Source organism: Pseudomonas sp. GW821-FHT02A08 (genome assembly GCF_059422045.1).
Window position 1 is genome coordinate 64,684 of the sequence record NZ_JBWKWD010000005.1, and the last position, 20,447, is coordinate 85,130.

Genomic DNA, 20,447 nt, shown 5'->3' on the forward strand with positions numbered 1-20,447 from the left:
GACTTGAACACGCCGCGTCCATTCAGACAGCACGCGTTATCGTTAACGTCCATCGCGAGCAAGCTCGCTCCTACGTCACCTTACTTGGGCAAAGCGTAGGCAATCACATAATCCCCACGATCCGTCGACTGACGCGCACCGCCCACCGTCAGCAGGATGTACTGCCTGCCGGTTTTCGGTGAAACGTAGGTCATCGGCCCGGACTGGCTGCCTACCGGCAAGCGCGATTTCCAGATTTCGTTGCCGTTGCCGGTATCGAAGGCGCGCAGGTAGAAGTCCTGGGTGCCGGCGAAGAACAGCAGGCCCGACTGGGTGGCCAGCGATGCGCCGAGGGTCGGCATGCCGATCGGGATCGGCAGGTGCATGCGGATGCCCAGCGGGCCGGTGTCTTGCACGGTGCCGACCGGGACTTGCCACATCAGCTTGTGGGTCTTGAGGTCGATGGCGGACATGGTGCCGAACGGTGGTTTCTGGCACGGGATGCCAACCGCCGAGAGGAAGCGTTCGCGCATGGCGCCGAATGGCGTGCCCTCCTGCGGTACCACGCCCATTTCGATGCCGCTGGCCCCGGCTTTGATCTTGTCGCGCGGGATCATGTAGTTGGCCAGGCCCAGGCGCATGTCGTTGACGAACATGTAGCTGGTGTTCGGATCAACCGAGACACTGCCCCAGTTCATACCACCCAACGAGCCGGGGAACTGCAGGGCGCGGTCCATGCCCGGCGGGGTGTAGACGCCTTCGTGGCGCATGCCTTTGAACTGGATGCGGCACATCAACTGATCAAACGGCGTGGCGCCCCACATGTCGGACTCGGTAAGGGTCTTGTTGCCGATTGACGGCATGTCCACCGAGAACGGCTGGGTTGGCGAGTAGCGTTCGCCAGGAACCTTGCCTTGCGGCACCGGGCGCTCTTCGACCCGGGCAATCGGCACGCCGGTTTCGCGGTTGAGCAGGAAGATCTCGCCCTGTTTGGTGACTTGCGCCAGGGCTGGCTGGGTGCCGCCCTTGTCGTCCGGCACGTCGTACAGCAGCGGTTGCGCCGGCAGGTCGAAGTCCCACAGGTCGTGGTGAGTGGTCTGGAAGTGCCAGCGCACCTGACCGGTTTTCACGTCGATGGCGACGATAGACGAGTTCCACTTGTCGTCGAACTCGGTGCGTTGACCGCCGAAGAAGTCTGGCGTCGCGTTGCCGGTCGGCAGGTACAGCAGACCGAGTGTGGCGTCGTAGGACATGGCCGACCACACGTTCGGCGTGCCACGGGTGTAGGTCTCACCAGCGGGCGGACGTTTGGTGGTGTTCGGATTGCCCGGATCCCACGCCCACACCAGTTCACCGCTGCGCACGTCGTAGGCACGCACCACGCCCGGCGGTTCGCCGGTGGAGTAGTTATCGGCCACGCGGCCGCCGACGATCACCACGTCCCCTGCGACCAATGGGGTCGAGGTTTGCTGGTAGTAACCGGGCTTCACTTCGCCCATGTCAGTGGTCAGGTCAACGGTGCCCTCGTTACCGAATTCTTCGCAGGGCTTGCCGGTGTCGGCATTGATGGCAATCAGACGGGCATCGCCGGTCGGCAGAAACAGACGTTTCGTACAGGCGGTCGGCTGATTGTCCGAAGTCGCCGGGGTTTCGGAATAGCCCAGGCCACGGCAGCGCTGCCAGTTGGGCGCGGTGCCTTGCGGGTCGAACTTCCAGCGCTGAGCGCCGGTGTCGGCATCCAGGGCGAAGACTTTGCCGTAGGCGGTGCAGGTGTAAACCGTGTCACCGATTTGCAGCGGGGTGTTCTGGTCTTCGGCGCCGGCACCGGTACTTTGCGGGATGTCGCCGGTGCGGAAGGTCCAGGCGACCTGCAGCTTGTCGATGTTGCCCTTGGTGATCTGGTCCAGCGCGGCAAAGCGGTTGCCGGCGGTGGTGTTGCCCCAGTGGGCCCAGTCTTTCTGTTCGGTGCCCGGAGTGACCGGCGTTACCGCAGGTACAGTGGTGTTTTTGACCACGTGGGTCGGCACGAACATGTAGGCCATCGTCGCAACGACGCCCACACCCAGAATGCCAGCCAGACCGTAGGCGCCACGTCCGCCGGTCGCGCCCGAAGCGCGGACCAGGGTCGGATAGATCAATGCCACCACCAGACCGATCACGGCGAAGGTCAGCACCCGCGAGACCAGCGGCCAGTATTCGAGACCCGCATCCCAAACAGCCCAGATCGCAGTGAGGAGCAACGCCACACCATACAGCCAGGCGCCGAGCGGCTTGCGCCGGGCAATCATCAACCCGGACGCCAGCATCGCCAGGCCCATCAGCAGGAAATACCAGCTGCCACCCAGCGCAAGCAGATAGCCGCCGCCACCCGCCAGGCCGAGTCCGATCAGTGCAATCAGCACACCCAGCCCCGCCAGCAACCATTTGCTGCCGGCGGCAACCCCAGAATTGTTCATGTCGGACATTTTCCCCATTTGTGACAAGGGCGGAATAATGTACTAACTGGTTACTTATGGCAATTTGTCGCAGGCAGAAATGTCATGAACAGTACTGAGACCAGATCAGGGATCCGTCGCGAGCGTCGTACAGAATCTGCCTGTAACATGCTTGCGCACTGATCCATACCGCTGGAGATAACCCTTTGCCTGACACTCGCCCCCCCGTCCTCGACGAAATCGACCGCCAGTTGATTGCCGCCCTGCAGATCAACGCCCGCGAGAGCGTGGCCATGCTCGCCCGGCAACTGGGCATCGCCCGTACCACCGTCACTTCGCGCCTGGCGCGGCTGGAAAAGGCCAAGGTGATCACCGGTTACGGCGTGCGCCTCGGGCAGCGGGTGGTGGATGGCGGGTTGCAGGCGTACGTGGGGATCACCGTGCAACCGCGCTCCGGCAAGGAGGTGTTGCGGCGCCTGAGTGCGATGGCGCAGGTACAGCAATTGTGTGCGGTGAGTGGCGAATTTGATTATGTGGCGTGGTTGCGCACCGATTCGCCGGAGCAACTGGATCAGTTGCTGGATCAGATTGGCAGTGTGGATGGGGTGGAGAAGACCACGACGTCGATCATCTTGAGCAGCAAGATTGATCGGGGGCAGCCGGTTTGAGTTTGTGCTGATGGTTTGGTGGTGTCTGGTCGGGCCTCTTCGCGGGCAAGCCCGCTCCCACAGTGGGCAGTGTGTACATCGATAACGTCATATTGACCAATAAAATGGCAAAATGACGACACTTTGCGTCTTATTAACGTGTTCTGTGCTCTCTAGAATGGCTGGCATCTTTTCCTATACTCAGATGCGCATTCCGCGTCGGGTCGCCAGCAAGGTCAGCCATGAACAAGAACAATCGCCATCCCGCAGACGGCAAGAAACCAATCACCATTTTCGGTCCGGACTTTCCCTTCGCCTTCGACGACTGGATCGAGCACCCGGCTGGCCTGGGCAGCATTCCCGAGCACAATCATGGTGCCGAGGTGGCGATTGTCGGTGGCGGGATTGCCGGCCTGGTGGCCGCATATGAGCTGATGAAGCTGGGGCTGAAACCGGTCGTCTACGAAGCCTCGAAAATGGGTGGCCGTCTGCGCTCCCAGGCGTTCAATGGCGCCGAAGGCATTGTGGCTGAGCTCGGTGGCATGCGTTTTCCGGTGTCCTCTACCGCGTTTTATCACTACGTCGACAAGCTCGGCCTGGAAACCAAGCCGTTCCCCAACCCGCTGACCCCCGCATCGGGCAGCACGGTGATCGACCTCGAAGGCCAGACTCATTACGCACAGAAGCTGTCGGATCTTCCCGCACTGTTCCAGGACGTGGCTGACGCGTGGGCCGATGCCCTGGAAGCCGGCTCGCAGTTCTCGGATATCCAGCAAGCCATTCGCGACCGCGACGTGCCGCGCCTCAAGGAACTGTGGAACACCCTGGTGCCGCTGTGGGACGACCGCACCTTCTACGACTTCGTCGCCACCTCCAAGGCGTTCGCCAAGCTCTCGTTCCATCACCGTGAAGTGTTCGGCCAGGTCGGTTTCGGCACCGGCGGCTGGGATTCGGACTTCCCGAACTCGATGCTGGAAATCTTCCGCGTGGTGATGACCAACTGCGACGACCACCAACATCTGGTGGTCGGCGGCGTGGAACAGGTGCCGCAGGGCATCTGGCGCCACGTGCCGGAGCGTTGCGCACACTGGCCGGCCGGCACCAGCCTCAGCTCGCTGCACAACGGCGCACCGCGCACCGGCGTGAAGAAAATTGCCCACGCGCCGGGCGGCCGTTTCGCCGTCACCGACAACTGGGGCGACACCCGCGAATATGCGGCCGTGCTGACCACCTGCCAGAGCTGGCTGCTGACCACCCAGATCGAATGCGACGAAACCCTGTTCTCGCAAAAGATGTGGATGGCCCTGGACCGCACCCGCTACATGCAATCGTCGAAGACTTTCGTGATGGTCGACCGCCCGTTCTGGAAGGACAAGGACCCGGAAACCGGTCGCGACCTGATGAGCATGACCCTCACCGATCGCCTGACCCGTGGCACCTATCTGTTCGACAACGGCGACGACAAGCCTGGGGTGATTTGCCTGTCGTACTCGTGGATGAGCGACGCGCTGAAAATGCTGCCGCAGCCGGTGGAAAAACGCGTGAAGCTGGCATTGGATGCGTTGAAGAAGATCTATCCGAAAGTCGACATCGCCGCGCGGATCATCGGCGATCCGATCACCGTTTCGTGGGAAGCCGACCCGCATTTCCTCGGCGCGTTCAAAGGCGCCCTGCCCGGCCACTACCGCTACAACCAGCGCATGTACGCGCACTTCATGCAGGACGACATGCCCGCCGAGCAGCGCGGTATCTTCATCGCCGGCGACGACGTTTCGTGGACGCCGGCCTGGGTTGAGGGCGCGGTACAGACCTCGCTCAACGCGGTGTGGGGCATCATGAAACACTTCGGTGGTGCAACTCACGCCGAGAATCCGGGTCCAGGAGATGTGTTCAACGAGATCGGACCGATCGCCCTTCCCGAGTAAGAGGAATCCGAAATGCGCGTAGCCCTTTACCAATGTCCGCCGCTGCCCCTGGATGTCCCCGGCAACCTGCAGCGCTTGCAGCAGCTCGCGCTGGAGGCCAAAGGCGCTGACTTGCTGGTGCTGCCGGAGATGTTCCTGACTGGCTACAACATCGGCGTCGATGCCGTCAGTGTGTTGGCGGAGGTGTACAACGGTGAATCGGCGCAGCAGATTGCGCGCATTGCCAAGGCGACCGGGATCGCCATCCTGTATGGCTATCCCGAGCGCACCGAGGACGGGCAGATCTACAACGCCGTGCAATTGATCGACGCTAACGGCGAGCGCATCTGCAACTACCGCAAGACCCATCTGTTCGGCGATCTGGATCACTCGATGTTCAGCGCAGGTTCCGACGAGTTTCCCATCGTTGAACTCAACGGCTGGAAGCTCGGTTTCCTGATCTGCTACGACCTGGAATTTCCGGAAAACGCCCGACGCCTGGCCTTGGCCGGTGCCGAGCTGATCCTGGTGCCGACCGCGAACATGATTCCGTTCGATTTCGTCGCCGATGTCACCGTGCGTTCCCGCGCCTTCGAAAACCAATGCTATGTGGCTTACGCCAACTACTGCGGCCATGAAGGCGATATCCACTATTGCGGTCAAAGCAGCATCGCCGCACCGGATGGCAGCCGCATCGCTCAGGCAGGCCTTGATGAAGCATTGATTGTTGGAGAGCTGGATCGTCAGTTGATGATCGACTCCCGCGCCGCCAATCGCTACCTGATCGATCGTCGTCCCGAGCTTTACGGCGAGCTGAACAAGTCCTAATCCGCTAGCATTGGCACTTCACTGTTCTGGAAGTGCCCATGCCCGCGTTGAATCCCCTTCGCCCCCACACTGAAACCCTGGCCAACGGCCTGCGGGTGACGCTGCGTCATGCCCCGAATTTGAAGCGTTGCGCAGCAGCGTTGCGGGTCGCCGCGGGTAGCCATGATGTGCCACTGGCGTGGCCTGGCCTTGCGCACTTTATTGAGCATCTGCTGTTTCTCGGTACCGAGCGCTTTCCTGCCGGGCAAGGGTTGATGGCCTACGTCCGGAGCCATGGTGGCCAGGTAAACGCGCGGACCTGCGAACGCACCACGGACTACTTTTTCGAACTGCCGCCCCAGGCGTTTGCCGGTGGGCTGGAGCGTCTGTCAGACATGCTCGCCCATCCGCGTATGAATCCGGACGACCAGCAGCGGGAACGGGAAGTGTTGCAGGCGGAATTTGTCGCCTGGTCGCAGGATGCCGAGGCGCAGCAGCAGTTTGCGCTGTTCAATGGCCTGGCCGAGGCTCACCCGCTACGGGGTTTTCATGCCGGCAATCGCGGCAGTCTACCGCTGCAACAACCCGAGTTTCAGCAGGCGTTGCAGGATTTTTATCAGCAGTTTTACCAGACCGGGCAAATGACCCTGAGCCTGTCCGGGCCGCAGAGCCTCGATGAATTGAAAGCGATGGCCGAAGCCTTTGGCAGCGTCATTGCCAAAGGCAAAACAGTCACGCAACAAGCGCCGATACCGCTGATGGATGCGCCGGATAAAAGTTATCAACAGGCTGGCGAGCGGCGCCTGAATCTGCTGTTTGCCCTTGAAGCGCTGCCCGACCTTTCTGCACAAGCATTGGCATTCCTGTGCCACTGGCTGAACCTGGCAAAACCCGGCGGCTTGCTGGCGGACCTGCGCGAGCGCGGGCTGGCCGATCACCTGAAAGCCCAGCCGCTGTACCAGTTCGCCGGGCAAGCCTTGCTGCATATCGAATTCACCCTGCCCGCCGCCGACTCGACAACAGGCATCCGCGAACGCCTTCTGGACTGGCTCGGTTTCTTTGCCGAGCAAGACTGGAACCGATTGCGCGAAGAATACGCAACCCTGCTCCAGCGCCAGCAGCAAGTCAGCAGTGCCTTGCAACTGGCCCGACTGGACAGCGAACAGCGCGAAGCCGGGTTGCCCGAGCAGGGCGTTACAGCCCTCAAGCAGATCCTCCAACAAGTGGGAGCTGTGGATAACTTCAGTGGTCCATGGCAATTGCCCGCCCCCAATCCTTTCCTGCGCGGCGAAACACCGGCACCCAACGCCGGATTGATTCGCGGCCAGACCAGCGCCCACCGTGGCCTGCGCACTTTTGCCCAGGATCGCTCGCGCAGCCGTCGTGAACGTTCGCCGATGCAATTCAGCCAGGCATTCCCGGACAACAGTGCCGAAGGTGCGATTTATCTGCGCTGGCGTCTGGACTCGGCTCCAGGCAGCAATCTTCAATCACGACTGGAAAGCCACCTGCAACCGTTACGCGAAGACGCGCACCAGGCCGGCGTGGAGTTTTCCTTCAGCGCGTCGGGCAACGAATGGCTGCTCAAACTGAACGGGCTACAGGAGCCGATGCCCAGCGTCCTGGAGCATGTGCTGAAAGAACTGACAAAACCTGATGCCGCTGTCTTACAAGCCGAATCGACCAGCGTTGCGCCAATACCGATTCGACAACTGCTCAAGGCACTGCCCGAACACTGCCTCGGGAACACCGCGAACTCGGACGACCTGCAGCCACTCTGGTCGAGTGCGCGATGGGATGGGCTGGCCATCGGGTTATCGGCTCAGACTCAAGCAGCTATGGGCCTGACCTTGAGCCGCATACCCGGCACGCCGGACAATCAACTGACGCCGCCCTCTTCGATCCTTTCACAGCACCTGTGGAGCACTGTCGATACCGCCTCCAGCGAACACGCGTTGCTGCTGTTCTGTCCGACAGCCACCCAGGAAATGGCCGACGAAGCTGCGTGGCGTTTGCTCGCGCATGTCTGCCAGACACCCTTCTACCAGCGCCTGCGAGTGGAGTTGCAACTCGGCTATGCGGTGTTCAGCGCCTTGCGGCAGATTCACGGGCAAACCGGGCTGCTGTTCGGCGTGCAATCGCCAAGCGTTGCGCCGGTGGAGTTGCTGCAACACATCGAGCAATTCCTGAATCGATTACCAGAACTGATCCACACGCTCGACGACACCACCTTCAACGCTCAACGCCAGGCCCTGGCGGATCAGTTTTCCAGTGCTGCGCTCACCACGGGGCAAGCGGCCGAATTACTCTGGCAGGGCAAGCTGGCCGGCCGTTCGTCGGAATATCTGACGCAATTGCCCGAGGCCATTTTGCAAACCGACCTAGCCGCTTTACTGGCTGCGGCCCAACGCCTGAATCAGGCCGAAGGCGGCTGGCTGTGCCTTGCCAACAGCGCTGCACAAGGCGAGCCATGGCAAGCGGCAAAATGATCATTACCGGGGCTGCAAGGAGCTTTCTCAAAGTTTCACGGGCAATTTCTTTGAAATTTTGAGTAACATAGCAACCTAACTATCTGGAACATCTCTGTCTTGAGGTGGACTATACCTATAGACAGCGCTGTCCCACCTTACCTGAAGGAGTTCAATTTATGGCCTGGACCAAACCTGCCTACACCGACCTGCGTATTGGCTTTGAAGTCACCATGTACTTCGCAAGCCGCTAATCTCAGCTTTGACAGAGATGCAGCACAACGCCTCGGTTATCCGAGGCGTTTTATTTTCAGCGTTGAAATGATGGAGCGTCCATGTTTGTCCAGATTCTAGGTTCCGCTGCCGGCGGCGGCTTCCCCCAGTGGAACTGCAACTGCGTGAACTGCGCGGGCTTTCGCAACGGCAGCTTGCGGGCCAAGGCGCGGACGCAATCGTCCATCGCGATTTCCGACGACGGCGTGAACTGGGTGCTGTGCAACACTTCCCCGGACATCCGCGCGCAACTCCAGAGCTTCGCCCCGATGCAACCGGGCCGAGCCCTGCGCGATACCGGAATCGGCGCGATCATCCTGATGGACAGCCAGATCGACCACACCACCGGCCTGCTCATGCTGCGTGAAGGATGCCCGCATCAGGTCTGGTGCACCGACATGGTCCACGAAGACCTGAGCAGCGGTTTTCCGCTGTTCACCATGCTCAACCACTGGAATGGCGGGCTGACCTGGAATCGCATCGAGCTCGACCAGAGCTTCAGCGTACCGGCCTGCCCGAACCTGCGCTTTACCCCGCTGCCTTTGCGCAGTGCCGCGCCACCCTACTCACCGCATCGCTTCGACCCACATCCGGGCGACAACATCGGCCTGATCATCGAAGACCTCAACACCGGCGGCAAACTGTTCTACGCACCGGGCCTGGGCAAGGTGGATGATGCGCTTCTGGAAATCATGGCCGGCAGCGATTGCCTGCTGGTGGATGGAACCTTGTGGGATGACGATGAAATGCAGCGGCGCGGCGTCGGCACCCGTACCGGTCGCGAGATGGGCCATCTGGCGCAGAACGGCCCCGGTGGCATGCTCGAAGTGCTGGAGCAACTGCCCGAGCAGCGCAAGGTGCTTATCCACATCAACAACACCAACCCGATTCTCGATGAGGATTCGCCGCAACGTGCGGAGCTGGATCGGCGCCAGGTTGAAGTGGCGTATGACGGCATGAGTATTGTGCTGTAGCTGAGGGCCCCTTCGCGGGCAAGCCCGCTCCCACAGTTGACCGCGTTCCAATGTGGGAGCGGGCTTGCTCGCGAAGGCGTCCGACCAGACACCAAAGATTTCAACGGTTGTTCCCCGGAGAACCGCAATGACCGACACCCCGATGTCCCCCGCCGAATTCGAAGCGGCCCTGCGCGCCAAGGGCGCCTATTACCACATCCATCACCCCTATCACGTGGCGATGTATGAAGGCCGGGCAAGCCGCGAGCAGATCCAGGGCTGGGTCGCCAACCGTTTCTACTACCAGGTGAACATTCCCCTGAAGGACGCGGCGATCCTCGCCAACTGCCCTGACCGCGAGATCCGTCGCGAGTGGATTCAGCGCCTGCTTGACCACGACGGTGCGCCCGGTGAAGACGGCGGCATCGAAGCCTGGCTGCGTCTGGGCCAAGCCGTGGGCCTCGACCCGGACCAACTGCGCTCCCAGGAGCTGGTGTTGCCCGGTGTGCGCTTCGCCGTGGACGCTTATGTCAATTTCGCCCGCCGCGCCAGTTGGCAGGAAGCGGCGAGCAGCTCGCTGACCGAACTGTTCGCCCCGCAGATCCACCAATCGCGCCTGGACAGCTGGCCGCAGCATTACCCGTGGATCGACCCGGCCGGCTACGAGTATTTCCGCACGCGCCTGGGCCAGGCAAGGCGTGATGTCGAGCATGGTCTGGCGATCACGCTGCAGCACTACACCACCCGTGAAGGCCAGGAGCGCATGCTGGAAATTCTCCAGTTCAAACTGGACATTCTTTGGAGCATGCTCGATGCCATGAGCATGGCCTACGAACTGAAACGCCCGCCGTATCACAGCGTGACCGGGGAACGGGTCTGGCACAAAGGAATCACCTTATGAGTTTCGATCGCAGCAAGACCCCGACCTGGCGTCCCGGCTACCGCTTCCAGTACGAACCGGCACAGAAAGGCCACGTGCTGCTGTATCCGGAAGGCATGATCAAGCTCAACGAAAGTGCCGCACTGATCGGTGGCTTGATTGACGGTGAACGGGATGTCGCGGCGATCATCGCCGAACTCGACCAACAGTTCCCCGGCGTACCCGAGCTCGGTGAAGACATCGAGCAGTTCATGGAGGTTGCCCGTGCGCAGCACTGGATCGAACTTGCCTGATTCATCAAGGCGAGTACCGCCCAAACCCGAGGTCGGCCTGCCGCTGTGGCTGCTCGCCGAGCTGACCTATCGCTGCCCGCTGCAATGCCCGTACTGCTCCAATCCGCTGGATTTCGCCGAGCAAGGCAAAGAGCTGAGCACCGAACAGTGGATCAAGGTATTTCGCGAAGCGAGGGAAATGGGCGCGGCGCAACTGGGCTTTTCCGGTGGCGAACCCTTGGTGCGTCAGGACCTCGCCGAGCTGATTGCCGAAGCCCGCAAACTGGGTTTCTACACCAACCTGATCACCTCCGGCATCGGCCTCACCGAGCAGAAAATCAGCGACTTCAAGAAGGCCGGTCTCGATCACATCCAGATCAGTTTCCAGGCCAGCGACGAGCAGGTGAACAACCTGCTGGCCGGCTCGAAAAAGGCCTTCGCCCAGAAGCTGGAAATGGCCCGGGCGGTGAAAGCCCATGGTTATCCGATGGTGCTGAACTTCGTCACCCATCGACACAACATCGACCAGATCGACCGCATCATCGAGCTGTGCATCGCACTGGAAGCGGACTTCGTCGAGCTCGCCACGTGCCAGTTCTACGGTTGGGCGCAGCTCAATCGTGTCGGGCTTTTGCCGACCCAGGAGCAACTGGTGCGCGCCGAACGTATCACTAACGAATACCGCGCCAGACTGGAAGCCGAAGGGCATCCGTGCAAGCTGATTTTCGTCACGCCGGACTATTACGAAGAACGCCCAAAAGCCTGCATGAATGGCTGGGGCAGTATTTTTCTGACAGTCACGCCAGACGGAACCGCCCTGCCCTGTCACGGTGCCCGACAGATGCCGGTGCAGTTTCCCAACGTACGCGACCACAGCATGCAGCACATCTGGTACGAGTCGTTCGGCTTCAACCGCTTTCGTGGCTACGACTGGATGCCCGAGCCGTGTCGCTCCTGTGACGAGAAAGAAAAGGACTTCGGCGGCTGCCGCTGCCAGGCGTTCATGCTCACCGGTGATGCCAGCAACGCCGACCCGGTGTGCAGCAAGTCTCCACAACACGGCGTGATCCTCAAGGCTCGCGAAGAAGCCGAACACGCGACCCAGACCATCGACCAACTGGCCTTTCGCAATGAACGAAACTCACGCCTCATCGCCAAAAGCTGAACCTTTCAGCGCTGCCAAAGCCGTGGCCGCCGGTATCGACTTTGCCGAATTGCAGGTCGGGCGGCAGGGCCTGTTCTGGAACGAGTACCGCCCCGAAGATGCGGCGTGCCGGATCTGGCATTGGCGTGATGGTGCAGCGAAATGCCTGACACCACCGGGGTTCAGCGTGCGCAGTCGGGTGTACGAATATGGCGGCGGCGCGTTTTGTCTGACGGACGACGGCATTGTTTTCGTCAACGAGGCAGACCAGCAGTTGTATCGGCAGTCACTGCAAGACGAAACACCCGAAAGGCTGACGTTCGATGCGTGCCGTTATGGCGATCTGCAGTTCGCCAACGGGCAAGTGCTGGCGGTCGAGGAGCATCGCAATCAACACCGACTGGTGGCGATCGATTTGCTCAATGGCGCACGTCACTTGCTGGCCGAAGGTGCCGATTTCTACGCGGCACCTACGCTGAGCCCTGATGCCCGGCGCCTGGCCTGGATCGAGTGGAGTCGCCCGGATCAGCCATGGACAGCGACCCGCTTGATGGTTGCCGAACGCCTCGCCAACGACGGCTTTGCCGAGGCCCGTTGTGTGGCGGGCGACGGCGTTCAAGAGTCTGTGCAACAACCGCGGTTTGATGCCAGCGGTCGCTTGTATTGCCTGACGGATCGCGCAGGTTACTGGCAGCCATGGAAAGAATCCGGAAAAGGCTTGAGCCCAATGCCAAGTGCCAGCGCCGACCATGGCCCCGCGCCGTGGCAACTCGGCGGCAGCACCTGGTTGCCGCTGAGCGACGACAGTTATCTGGCCAGTTGGACCGAGGGCGGGTTTGGCCGATTGGGCATAGTCGGTGATTCCAGCGCCGACTTCGCCGGCGACTACAGCCGCTTTCGCCATCTCGCCGTGGATGAACAATTCATCTATTGCATCGCGGCGTCGCCCGTCAGTTCAACCGCCGTCATTGCTGTCGATCGCCTTTCTCGACAAGTAAAAGTGCTGGCCGGGGGCATTGCCCCTTTGCCCGCCGAACAAATCAGCCGCCCGCAAACCTTGTGCTACCCAAGTGGCTCAGGCGAAGCACACGGCTTTTTCTACCCGGCGATGACCGGCGAGACGAAACCGCCATTGGTGGTGTTCGTCCATGGTGGCCCGACATCGGCGTGCTACCCGATGCTCGATCCGCGTATCCAGTACTGGGCACAGCGGGGTTTCGCCGTGGCCGACCTCAACTATCGCGGCAGCAGCGGTTATGGCCGGGCCTATCGCCAGGCTCTGCATCTGAGTTGGGGAGATGTGGATGTCGAAGACGCTTGCGCGGTGGTCAGCCATCTCGCCGAGCGTGGCTTGATCGATGGCGACAAAGCGTTCATCCGCGGCGGCAGTGCCGGCGGCTACACCACATTGTGCGCGCTGGCCTTCCACAACGTTTTCCGGGCCGGGGCGAGCCTTTATGGCGTTAGCGATCCCGTCGCATTGGGCCGGGCGACCCACAAGTTCGAGGGCGATTATCTGGACTGGCTGATCGGCGATCCGCAACTGGATGCCGAACGTTACGCCGCCCGCACACCGCTGCTGCATGCCGGCAACATCCGCGTGCCGATGATCTTCTTTCAAGGAGAACTGGATGCCGTGGTCGTCCCCCAGCAGACCCGCGACATGGTCGAGGCCCTGCAGAACAACGGCATCCTGGTCGAAGCGCATTACTACGCGGACGAACGCCATGGCTTTCGCAAGGCCGGTAACCAGGCCCATGCGCTGGAGCAGGAGTGGTTGTTTTATCGGCGGGTCATGGATTCAGTGGACTGAAGCCCGCGCTCATTGCCGAAACGGTGGCGTCCCCTTCGCGGGCAAGCCCGCTCCCACAGATTTTGTGCACACCACAGAACCTGTGGGAGCGGGCTTGCCCGCGAAAGCGATTGGTCCAGCGCCGCAGATTCAGCGCTTGGCGATGATGTAAACCGCATGCACGATCCCAGGAATGTAACCGCACAACGTCAGCAGAATATTCAGCCAGAACGCCCCGCCGAATCCTACTTGCAGAAACACACCCAGTGGCGGCAACAGGATGGCGATGATGATGCGAATAAAGTCCATGGGGCAGCTCCTGATTGGGGTGGACTCGTTCGAGCCCTACAGCTAATCGACCTGTACCGCTTGTCAGGGTTCAGTCACTCTACTCCCAAGCTCCGCCCCTTCGTTGAATTTCGCAGGCAAAAAAACGCCCCACGCCAAAAGTGTCGGGCGTGAGGCGTGCGTATTACCGCGAGACGGTTCGGGAATGTGTGCAGGGCGCGTCGGATCAGACGGCAATCCCTTTGCGGCACTGCAATTGCGCGGTGCGTACTCGGGAGAAGGCGCGCGCCAAGCGCAGGAGCATTTCGTCGATGTTGGCGATGCTGACATTGAGCGCCGGGGTAAAGCGCAGGCAGTCGGGTTGCGGGGCGTTGAGCAGCAGGCCTTCGTACAGCGCGGCCTTGACCACAGCGTCGGCGGAATCGTCCGACAGCGTCAGCCCCCAAAGCAGCCCTTGTCCGCGCAACTCGCCTTGGCCGTAACGATGGGCCAGACGCGCCAATCCTTCACGCAGGTGCTGACCGGCCTCTGAGATGTGTTTGAGGAAAGCCTTGTCCTGCACGGTATCGAGCACCGAAAGTCCCGCTGCGGTCATCAACGCATTACCGTGATGAGTGCCTGTCACCTCGCCAAGGTCGAAACAGCAAGCCTTGCCCCGCGCCAGCAGCGCGGCCAATGGCACGCCGCCGCCCAAGCCTTTGCCGAGCACGACGATATCCGCCGTGACGCCGCAGGACTGTTCCGCAAGCAAGGTGCCACAACGGCCGATGCCGGTTTGCACTTCATCAAGGATCAGCAAAATGCCAAGTTCACGGCACAAGCGTTCGACGCCCTTGAGGTAGTGTGCGGTGGCCGGGATCACGCCGGCTTCACTCTGGATCGGCTCGAGCATGATCGCTACGGTCCGTTCATCCACGGCCGCATGCAGCGCTGGCAGGTCATTGAACGGAACACGACTGAAGCCTGGCAGTTGCGGCTCGAATCGGTTGATCAATGTCGAACTGTCCGACGCCGAAATCGTCCCCAGGCTCCGGCCATGGCATCCGTTGTTGGCCACAATGATTCGCGACGCACCGCCGCGATGCCGTTGACCCCATTTGCGTGCCAGTTTTATCGCTGCCTCGCAGGCTTCGCTGCCGGTATTGAGCAGACAGGCCTGATCACTGCCGGTGCTGGCACATAGGTGTTCGGCGAGGCTGAGCATACCGCGGTTATGCAGGCCGAAGCCCGGATTGATCAGCGACTGAGCCTGGGCAGTGATTGCGTTGACCAGTACCGAAGGGCTATGACCGAGGCTGTTGGCCCCACCGCCTTGGGAAAAATCCAGGTACGCACGGTCATCGCTGTCCCATAACCATGAACCCTGGCCACGCACAAACAATTGTTTCGGCCGCTCGACACTGGGCATCAAGTACTCGCTGGGAAGGTTTACGCCTTGGGATGACAGGGAGACGTCCATGACCAGATCATCAAGACTGGGAAGACTGCGGCGCAGACTGAACAGGTTCATCTGAAAAAAACCCTTTTGAGGTTTTTTGCCTTACCTATGTAAACACCATCGAAGCAAAGGGTACTCATCGCTCTCTGTAGCCCCGTAAGTCCTGTGAATGCGGTTAGACTAGGCTCAGGCGAGGCGTTCAGCCATTTCGATTTCCCAGCATTTTCGATAAGCAACACTTATGGATTTCAAGCAACTGCGTTATTTCGTCGCGGTCTATGAAGAAGGTCACGTGGGCCGGGCCGCCGAGCGCCTGTCCATCTCCCAGCCAGCGCTGTCCCAGCAGATCCGCCAGCTTGAACAAAACCTTGATGTGAGCCTGTTCGAGCGCAGCAGCAAACGCCTGTTGCCGACCCTCGCGGCCCATACGCTGTACAACCACGCCCTGCCTTTGCTCGATGGTCTGCAACGGGCACGGGAAGCGCTCGGCAACTTCAAGGGTCAGGCGCTGCGCACCTTGGCCATTGGTGTGTTGCAGACCGTGCATACCAGCCTCGTTCCACAGATGCTCGAACGCGTGCGCAAGGCGCAGCCGCATCTGGTGGTGCAGATCTATGAACTGACCGGCCTGGAAATCGAGCGGCGACTGCTCAACGGTTCTCTGGATATCGGCATCAGCTACCTGCCGCCCCGCCAGCCCGGCTTGCATGGCGTGATGCTGTACGAAGATGAACTGACCCTGGTCATCCCGGCAGAGCACCCGCTGCGTGAATTCAAGAAAGTGTCCATGAGTCAGGCCGCCGAACTGCCGATGTTGCTGCTGGGCGAGGAATTTCAGATCAGGCAGATCTGGCAGGCACAGCTGACAAGCCTGGGACGTCGTCCACAGGTGCAAGCCGAATTGAACAACATGGCCGGCATCCTCGACAGCCTGCCCCACACGCGCCTGGCGACGGTGCTGCCCGGACGCTCGCAAAAGACCCATGGCAACCACGAACTGCTGTGGAAACCCCTGAGCGAACCCCGAGTGCCGCTGAAAGTCGGCTTGGTGTGTCGGGATGTGCAACGGCAGCAGGCCTCGCTGGCCTTGCTGCGGACATTGCTGGAAGAAGTGATAAATGGCCCGGCTGAACGTTTGAACAGCCCGCAGGCCCTGGACGGGCTGAGCTAGAAACTTTTCTTCGGGCAAAAGAAAACCCCGCCGAAGCGGGGCTTTGCAGACTGTTTCCCTGACATCCATTTCACTCCGCCGTCCTGGCAGAATCCTACGTGTCCCTGTTGTTGCTTTGCGCTTCCTGCGCTACGTCCATGTGAAGTAGATTAGCTCTGGATCCAATTTGCATCTATGGGAGAACAGCAGCACGTTATGTAAGAGAATGCTTACAAAATACTACTTCCTCAGAATTGTCCTGCATCCAGCAGGAACAACGATTCACTACCGGCCTTCACCGACGCGCTCAACGAGTGAATGCGCGGCAACAGACGGGCGAAATAGAACCGCGCCGTGCCCAGTTTGCTGGCGTAGAAATCGTCTTGCGCTTCCTTGCCAAAAGCCGCTTTTGCCATCAGGGCCCACATGTAGGCGTAGGCCGTGTAACCAAACACTTGCAGATACTCGACCGACGCCGCGCCGATTTCGTTCGGATTGGTTTTAGCACGGTCAAGTAACCACGCGGTCAGCTCATCGAGGGTGGTCACGGCGTCGTTCAATGGCTTGGTGAACTCGGCGAGGTCCGCGCTGGCGGTCGCCGTGAAGTGACGAATTTCGTCGGCGAACAGGTTGTAGAACGCCCCGCCGCTGCCGACGATCTTGCGCCCGACCAGGTCCAGCGCCTGAATGCCGTTGGTGCCTTCATAGATCTGCGTGATGCGCACATCACGCACCAGTTGCTCCTGGCCCCATTCACGGATGTAACCGTGGCCGCCAAAGACTTGCTGGCCGTGTACGGTGGTTTCCAGGCCGAGGTCGGTCAGGAACGCCTTGGCCACCGGGGTCAGCAACGCCACCAGGTCTTCCGCGCGCTTGCGGGTGGTTGCATCTTCGCTGAACTTGGCGGTGTCCAGTTGCATCGCCACGTAGGTGGAGAACGCGCGGCCCCCTTCGTTCGAGGCTTTCATGGTCAGCAGCATGCGACGCACGTCCGGGTGGACGATGATCGGGTCAGCCACTTTGTCCTTGTTCTGCGCACCCGTTGGCGAACGGCTTTGCAGACGGTCGCGGGCGTATTCCACGGCGTTCTGGTACGAGCGCTCGCCCGTGGCCAGGCCCTGGATACCGACGCCCAGTCGCTCGTAGTTCATCATGGTGAACATCGCCGCCAGGCCTTTGTTCGGCTCGCCGACCAGATAACCCACGGCTTCATCGAAGTTCATCACGCAGGTCGCGGACGCCTGGATGCCCATCTTGTGTTCGATCGAACCGCAATTCGCCGGGTTGCGCGCGCCCAGGCTGCCATCGGCATTGACCATGAACTTCGGCACCAGGAACAGCGAAATGCCTTTCGGTCCCGCCGGTGCATCCGGCAGCTTGGCCAGTACCAGGTGGATGATGTTTTCGGTCAGGTCGTGTTCGCCACCAGTGATGAAGATCTTGGTGCCGCTGACCTTGTAGGAACCGTCGGCCTGAGGCTCGGCCTTGGTGCGAATGATCCCCAGGTCTGTACCGGCGTGCGGCTCGGTCAGGCACATGGAACCGGCCCAGATGCCGGCGTACATGTTCGGCAGGTACGCGGCCTTCAGTTCTTCGCTGGCGTGGGCGTTGATCGACAGGCAAGCGCCGGCGGTCAGCATCGGGTACAGGCCGAACGACAGGCTGGCGGAGTTGACCATTTCTTCGACCTGGGCCGAAACGGCTTTGGGCATGCCCATGCCGCCGTAGGACGGATCGCCACCGACACCGACCCAGCCGCCTTCAGCGTAGGTCTGATAAGCCTGTGGGAAACCTGCCGGCGTGGTGACGGCACCGTCCGCCCAATGGCAACCTTCTTCGTCAGCGGCACGGCTCAGCGGTGCGATGCTTTTGCTGGTGACTTTGCCAGCTTCTTCCAGGATGGCTTCGACCGTTTCTGCATCCACAGTCTCGGCCAGTGCAGGCAGTTCGGCCCAGAGTTTGGCGACCTCGAAAACTTCATTGAGGACGAAGCGCATATCGCGCAGGGGCGCTTTGTAGTCAGCCATGGCAAACCTCGCAAGATCTATACAGGTGATTCACAGGAAGAGTGTTTTCGTTGGTTCGGAGTGTACCTCAACAACTTTTGCGACACATAGGGTCAACTCATGACTATTTTGTTATTTCTAGTCACCAACAAAAAAGCCCGCGCAAGGCGAGCTTCTTTGTAACGGATTTATATGACTAAAGCGCAAACAACTCCGCCGGCAGCTGCATCAGGCAATCGCTACCCGCCTCTATGGCCGCCCGATGAGCGGCAGTGCGTGGCAACAGACGCTTGAAGTAAAACTCGCTGGTCGCCAGTTTGCCCCGGCAGAAGTCGCCATCACCGCTGCCCGCATCGAGTTGCGCCTGAGCCACCAACGCCATGCGCAACCACAGGTAGCCGAGGATGATGTAACCGCTGTACATCAGGTAATCCACCGACGCGGCACCGACTTCGTCCGGGTTTTTCATCGCCGCCATGCCGACCTTGGTGGTCAACTCACCCCACTGCTGATTCAGTTGATTGAGCTGCGCCACATACACGGCCAATTGTGGATGTTCGGCGTTCGCCGCGCAGAACTTGTGGACGATTTTGGTGAAACCGCGCAGCAACTTGCCCTGGCTGCCGAGCACCTTGCGCCCGAGCAGGTCCAGCGCCTGAATGCCGTTGGTGCCCTCATAGATTGGCGCGATCCGGCAGTCGCGTACCAGTTGCTCCATGCCCCATTCGCGAATGAACCCGTGGCCGCCAAACACCTGCATGCCGTGGTTGGTCACCTCCAGCCCGGTGTCGGTCATGAAGGCTTTGCAGATCGGCGTGAGGAACGCCAACAAGTCTTCGGCATCCTGACGCGCCGTTTCATCCGGGCTCAGGTGTGCAACGTCGAGCAACTGCGCGGTGAAGTAGGTCAGCGCGCGGTTGCCTTCGTTGAAGGCCTTCATGGTCAGCAACATCCGCCGCACATCAGGGTGCACGATAATCGGGTCGGCGGCCTTTTCCGGCGCTTTCGGGCCGGTCAGCGAGCGCATCTGCAAACGGTCGTTGGCGTATTTGATCGCGCCCTGAAAGCTCGCCTCCCCCAGACACAGCCCTTGCATGCCGGTGCCCAGCCGCGCGTGGTTCATCATGGTGAACATGCAGTTGAGGCCCTTGTTCGGCTCGCCGATCAAAAAGCCCTTGGCCTCGTCGAAGTTCAGCACGCAAGTGGCCGAGGCCTTGATGCCCATTTTGTGTTCGATCGAGCCGCAGGACACGCCGTTGCGCGCGCCCGCTTCGCCCGCCGCATCGGGCAGGAACTTGGGCACGATGAACAGCGAAATGCCCTTGGTCCCGGCTGGTGCGTCCGGCAATTTGGCCAGCACCAGGTGAATGATGTTGGCGCTCATATCGTGCTCGCCGGCGGAGATGAAGATCTTGCTGCCGGAGATCGCGTAGCTGCCATCGGCCGCAGGCACGGCGCGGGTCTTGATGATGCCCAGGTCGGTGCCGCAATGGGCTTCTGTCAGGCACATGGTGCCGGTCCATTGGCCGGCGGTGAGCTTCTTCAAATAGGTCTGCTTTTGTTCCTCGGTGCCATGGGCGTGGATCGCCGACATCGCACCGTGGGTCAGGCCGGGGTACATGCCCCAAGAGGTGTTGCTGGAGGCCACCATCTCGCTGATCACCAGGCCCAGAGAGATCGGCAACCCTTGACCGCCGTAAACCGGATCCGCCGCCAGGCCATGCCAGCCGCCCTCGACATATTGAGCGAATGCCTGTTTGAAACCCGCGGGTGTGGTGACCACGCCATTGTCGAAATGGCAGCCTTCTTCATCGCCACTGCGGTTGAGCGGCGACAGTACGTTTTCGCAGAACTTCGCCCCTTCCTCGAGGATCGCATTGACCATGTCCGGGCTGGCATCGGTGGCCCCCAACGCGGCGTAGTTGCGGTGAAAGTCGAAGACGTGGTCGATCAGAAAGCGCATGTCGCGCAAGGGAGCTTTGTACTCGGGCATGGTCATTCTCCGTCGGCA

The 20,447-nt window shown here is 60.8% G+C and carries 16 protein-coding genes; 11 read left to right on the forward strand and 5 right to left on the reverse strand.

Annotated elements, in window-relative coordinates; genetic code table 11:
* Positions 1 to 80: 80 nt before the first annotated feature.
* Positions 81 to 2,435 carry a glucose/quinate/shikimate family membrane-bound PQQ-dependent dehydrogenase gene (locus tag AC07W4_RS05535; RefSeq protein ID WP_495031771.1) on the reverse strand — a complete coding sequence of 785 codons (2,355 nt, stop codon included), beginning with the start codon at positions 2,433 to 2,435 and terminating at the stop codon, positions 81 to 83.
* Between the two features lie 185 nt (positions 2,436 to 2,620).
* Between AC07W4_RS05535 and AC07W4_RS05540 the strand changes: the two genes are divergently transcribed.
* The 10 genes from AC07W4_RS05540 to AC07W4_RS05585 all read left to right on the forward strand — a co-directional run bounded on the left by AC07W4_RS05540 (position 2,621) and on the right by AC07W4_RS05585 (position 13,575).
* A complete protein-coding gene (locus AC07W4_RS05540) occupies positions 2,621 to 3,082 on the forward strand; it encodes an Lrp/AsnC family transcriptional regulator (RefSeq protein WP_007980298.1) in 462 nt (153 codons plus the stop codon).
* Positions 3,083 to 3,303: 221 nt separating this feature from the next.
* On the forward strand, positions 3,304 to 4,986 hold the full coding sequence (locus tag AC07W4_RS05545; RefSeq protein WP_495031772.1) for a flavin monoamine oxidase family protein: 1,683 nt from the start codon (positions 3,304 to 3,306) through the stop codon (positions 4,984 to 4,986).
* 12 nt (positions 4,987 to 4,998) lie between these two features.
* Positions 4,999 to 5,793, forward strand: coding sequence for a carbon-nitrogen hydrolase family protein (locus tag AC07W4_RS05550; protein WP_495031773.1), 795 nt, complete (start codon positions 4,999 to 5,001; stop codon positions 5,791 to 5,793).
* Between the two features lie 38 nt (positions 5,794 to 5,831).
* The gene (pqqF, locus tag AC07W4_RS05555) at positions 5,832 to 8,261 is read left to right on the forward strand and encodes a pyrroloquinoline quinone biosynthesis protein PqqF (protein ID WP_495031774.1); all 2,430 of its coding nucleotides are present in this window, start codon (positions 5,832 to 5,834) and stop codon (positions 8,259 to 8,261) included.
* 158 nt (positions 8,262 to 8,419) lie between these two features.
* Positions 8,420 to 8,494, forward strand: a complete 75-nt coding sequence (pqqA, locus tag AC07W4_RS05560; RefSeq protein WP_003444522.1) for a pyrroloquinoline quinone precursor peptide PqqA — start codon at positions 8,420 to 8,422, stop codon at positions 8,492 to 8,494.
* An 81-nt stretch (positions 8,495 to 8,575) separates the two neighbouring features.
* Complete coding sequence (gene pqqB / locus AC07W4_RS05565) at positions 8,576 to 9,487, forward strand: pyrroloquinoline quinone biosynthesis protein PqqB (RefSeq protein WP_008051585.1); 912 nt, start codon at positions 8,576 to 8,578, stop codon at positions 9,485 to 9,487.
* Positions 9,488 to 9,614: 127 nt separating this feature from the next.
* Positions 9,615 to 10,367 carry a pyrroloquinoline-quinone synthase PqqC gene (pqqC, locus tag AC07W4_RS05570; RefSeq protein ID WP_008051584.1) on the forward strand — a complete coding sequence of 251 codons (753 nt, stop codon included), beginning with the start codon at positions 9,615 to 9,617 and terminating at the stop codon, positions 10,365 to 10,367.
* Positions 10,364 to 10,639 (forward strand): pyrroloquinoline quinone biosynthesis peptide chaperone PqqD, encoded by a 276-nt coding sequence (gene pqqD / locus AC07W4_RS05575; protein WP_495031775.1) that lies wholly within the window; start codon positions 10,364 to 10,366, stop codon positions 10,637 to 10,639. Before pqqC ends, pqqD begins: the two co-directional genes overlap by 4 nt.
* The gene (pqqE, locus tag AC07W4_RS05580) at positions 10,611 to 11,783 is read left to right on the forward strand and encodes a pyrroloquinoline quinone biosynthesis protein PqqE (protein WP_495031776.1); all 1,173 of its coding nucleotides are present in this window, start codon (positions 10,611 to 10,613) and stop codon (positions 11,781 to 11,783) included. The genes pqqD and pqqE overlap by 29 nt, the downstream gene beginning before the upstream one ends.
* Positions 11,749 to 13,575, forward strand: coding sequence for a S9 family peptidase (locus tag AC07W4_RS05585; RefSeq protein ID WP_495031777.1), 1,827 nt, complete (start codon positions 11,749 to 11,751; stop codon positions 13,573 to 13,575). Before pqqE ends, AC07W4_RS05585 begins: the two co-directional genes overlap by 35 nt.
* A 129-nt stretch (positions 13,576 to 13,704) precedes the next feature.
* On the opposite strand, the gene AC07W4_RS05590 is transcribed toward AC07W4_RS05585, so the two are convergent.
* Together AC07W4_RS05590 and AC07W4_RS05595 are read right to left on the reverse strand one after the other, a co-directional pair.
* The gene (locus AC07W4_RS05590; protein ID WP_003228885.1) at positions 13,705 to 13,863 is read right to left on the reverse strand and encodes a YqaE/Pmp3 family membrane protein; all 159 of its coding nucleotides are present in this window, start codon (positions 13,861 to 13,863) and stop codon (positions 13,705 to 13,707) included.
* A gap of 205 nt (positions 13,864 to 14,068) precedes the next feature.
* Positions 14,069 to 15,352: an aspartate aminotransferase family protein gene (locus AC07W4_RS05595; protein WP_495031778.1), complete on the reverse strand. Its 1,284-nt coding sequence runs from the start codon at positions 15,350 to 15,352 to the stop codon at positions 14,069 to 14,071.
* A gap of 169 nt (positions 15,353 to 15,521) precedes the next feature.
* On the opposite strand from AC07W4_RS05595, the gene AC07W4_RS05600 reads away from it, so the two are divergent.
* The gene (locus AC07W4_RS05600; RefSeq protein ID WP_495031779.1) at positions 15,522 to 16,451 is read left to right on the forward strand and encodes a LysR family transcriptional regulator; all 930 of its coding nucleotides are present in this window, start codon (positions 15,522 to 15,524) and stop codon (positions 16,449 to 16,451) included.
* Between the two features lie 227 nt (positions 16,452 to 16,678).
* Here the strand turns inward: AC07W4_RS05600 and AC07W4_RS05605 are convergent, their stop codons facing one another.
* Together AC07W4_RS05605 and AC07W4_RS05610 are read right to left on the reverse strand one after the other, a co-directional pair.
* Entirely contained in the window at positions 16,679 to 18,457 is a 1,779-nt protein-coding gene (locus AC07W4_RS05605) for an acyl-CoA dehydrogenase C-terminal domain-containing protein (protein WP_008051577.1), read from the reverse strand.
* 175 nt (positions 18,458 to 18,632) lie between these two features.
* Positions 18,633 to 20,429: an acyl-CoA dehydrogenase C-terminal domain-containing protein gene (locus AC07W4_RS05610; protein ID WP_495031780.1), complete on the reverse strand. Its 1,797-nt coding sequence runs from the start codon at positions 20,427 to 20,429 to the stop codon at positions 18,633 to 18,635.
* Positions 20,430 to 20,447 lie beyond the last annotated feature (18 nt).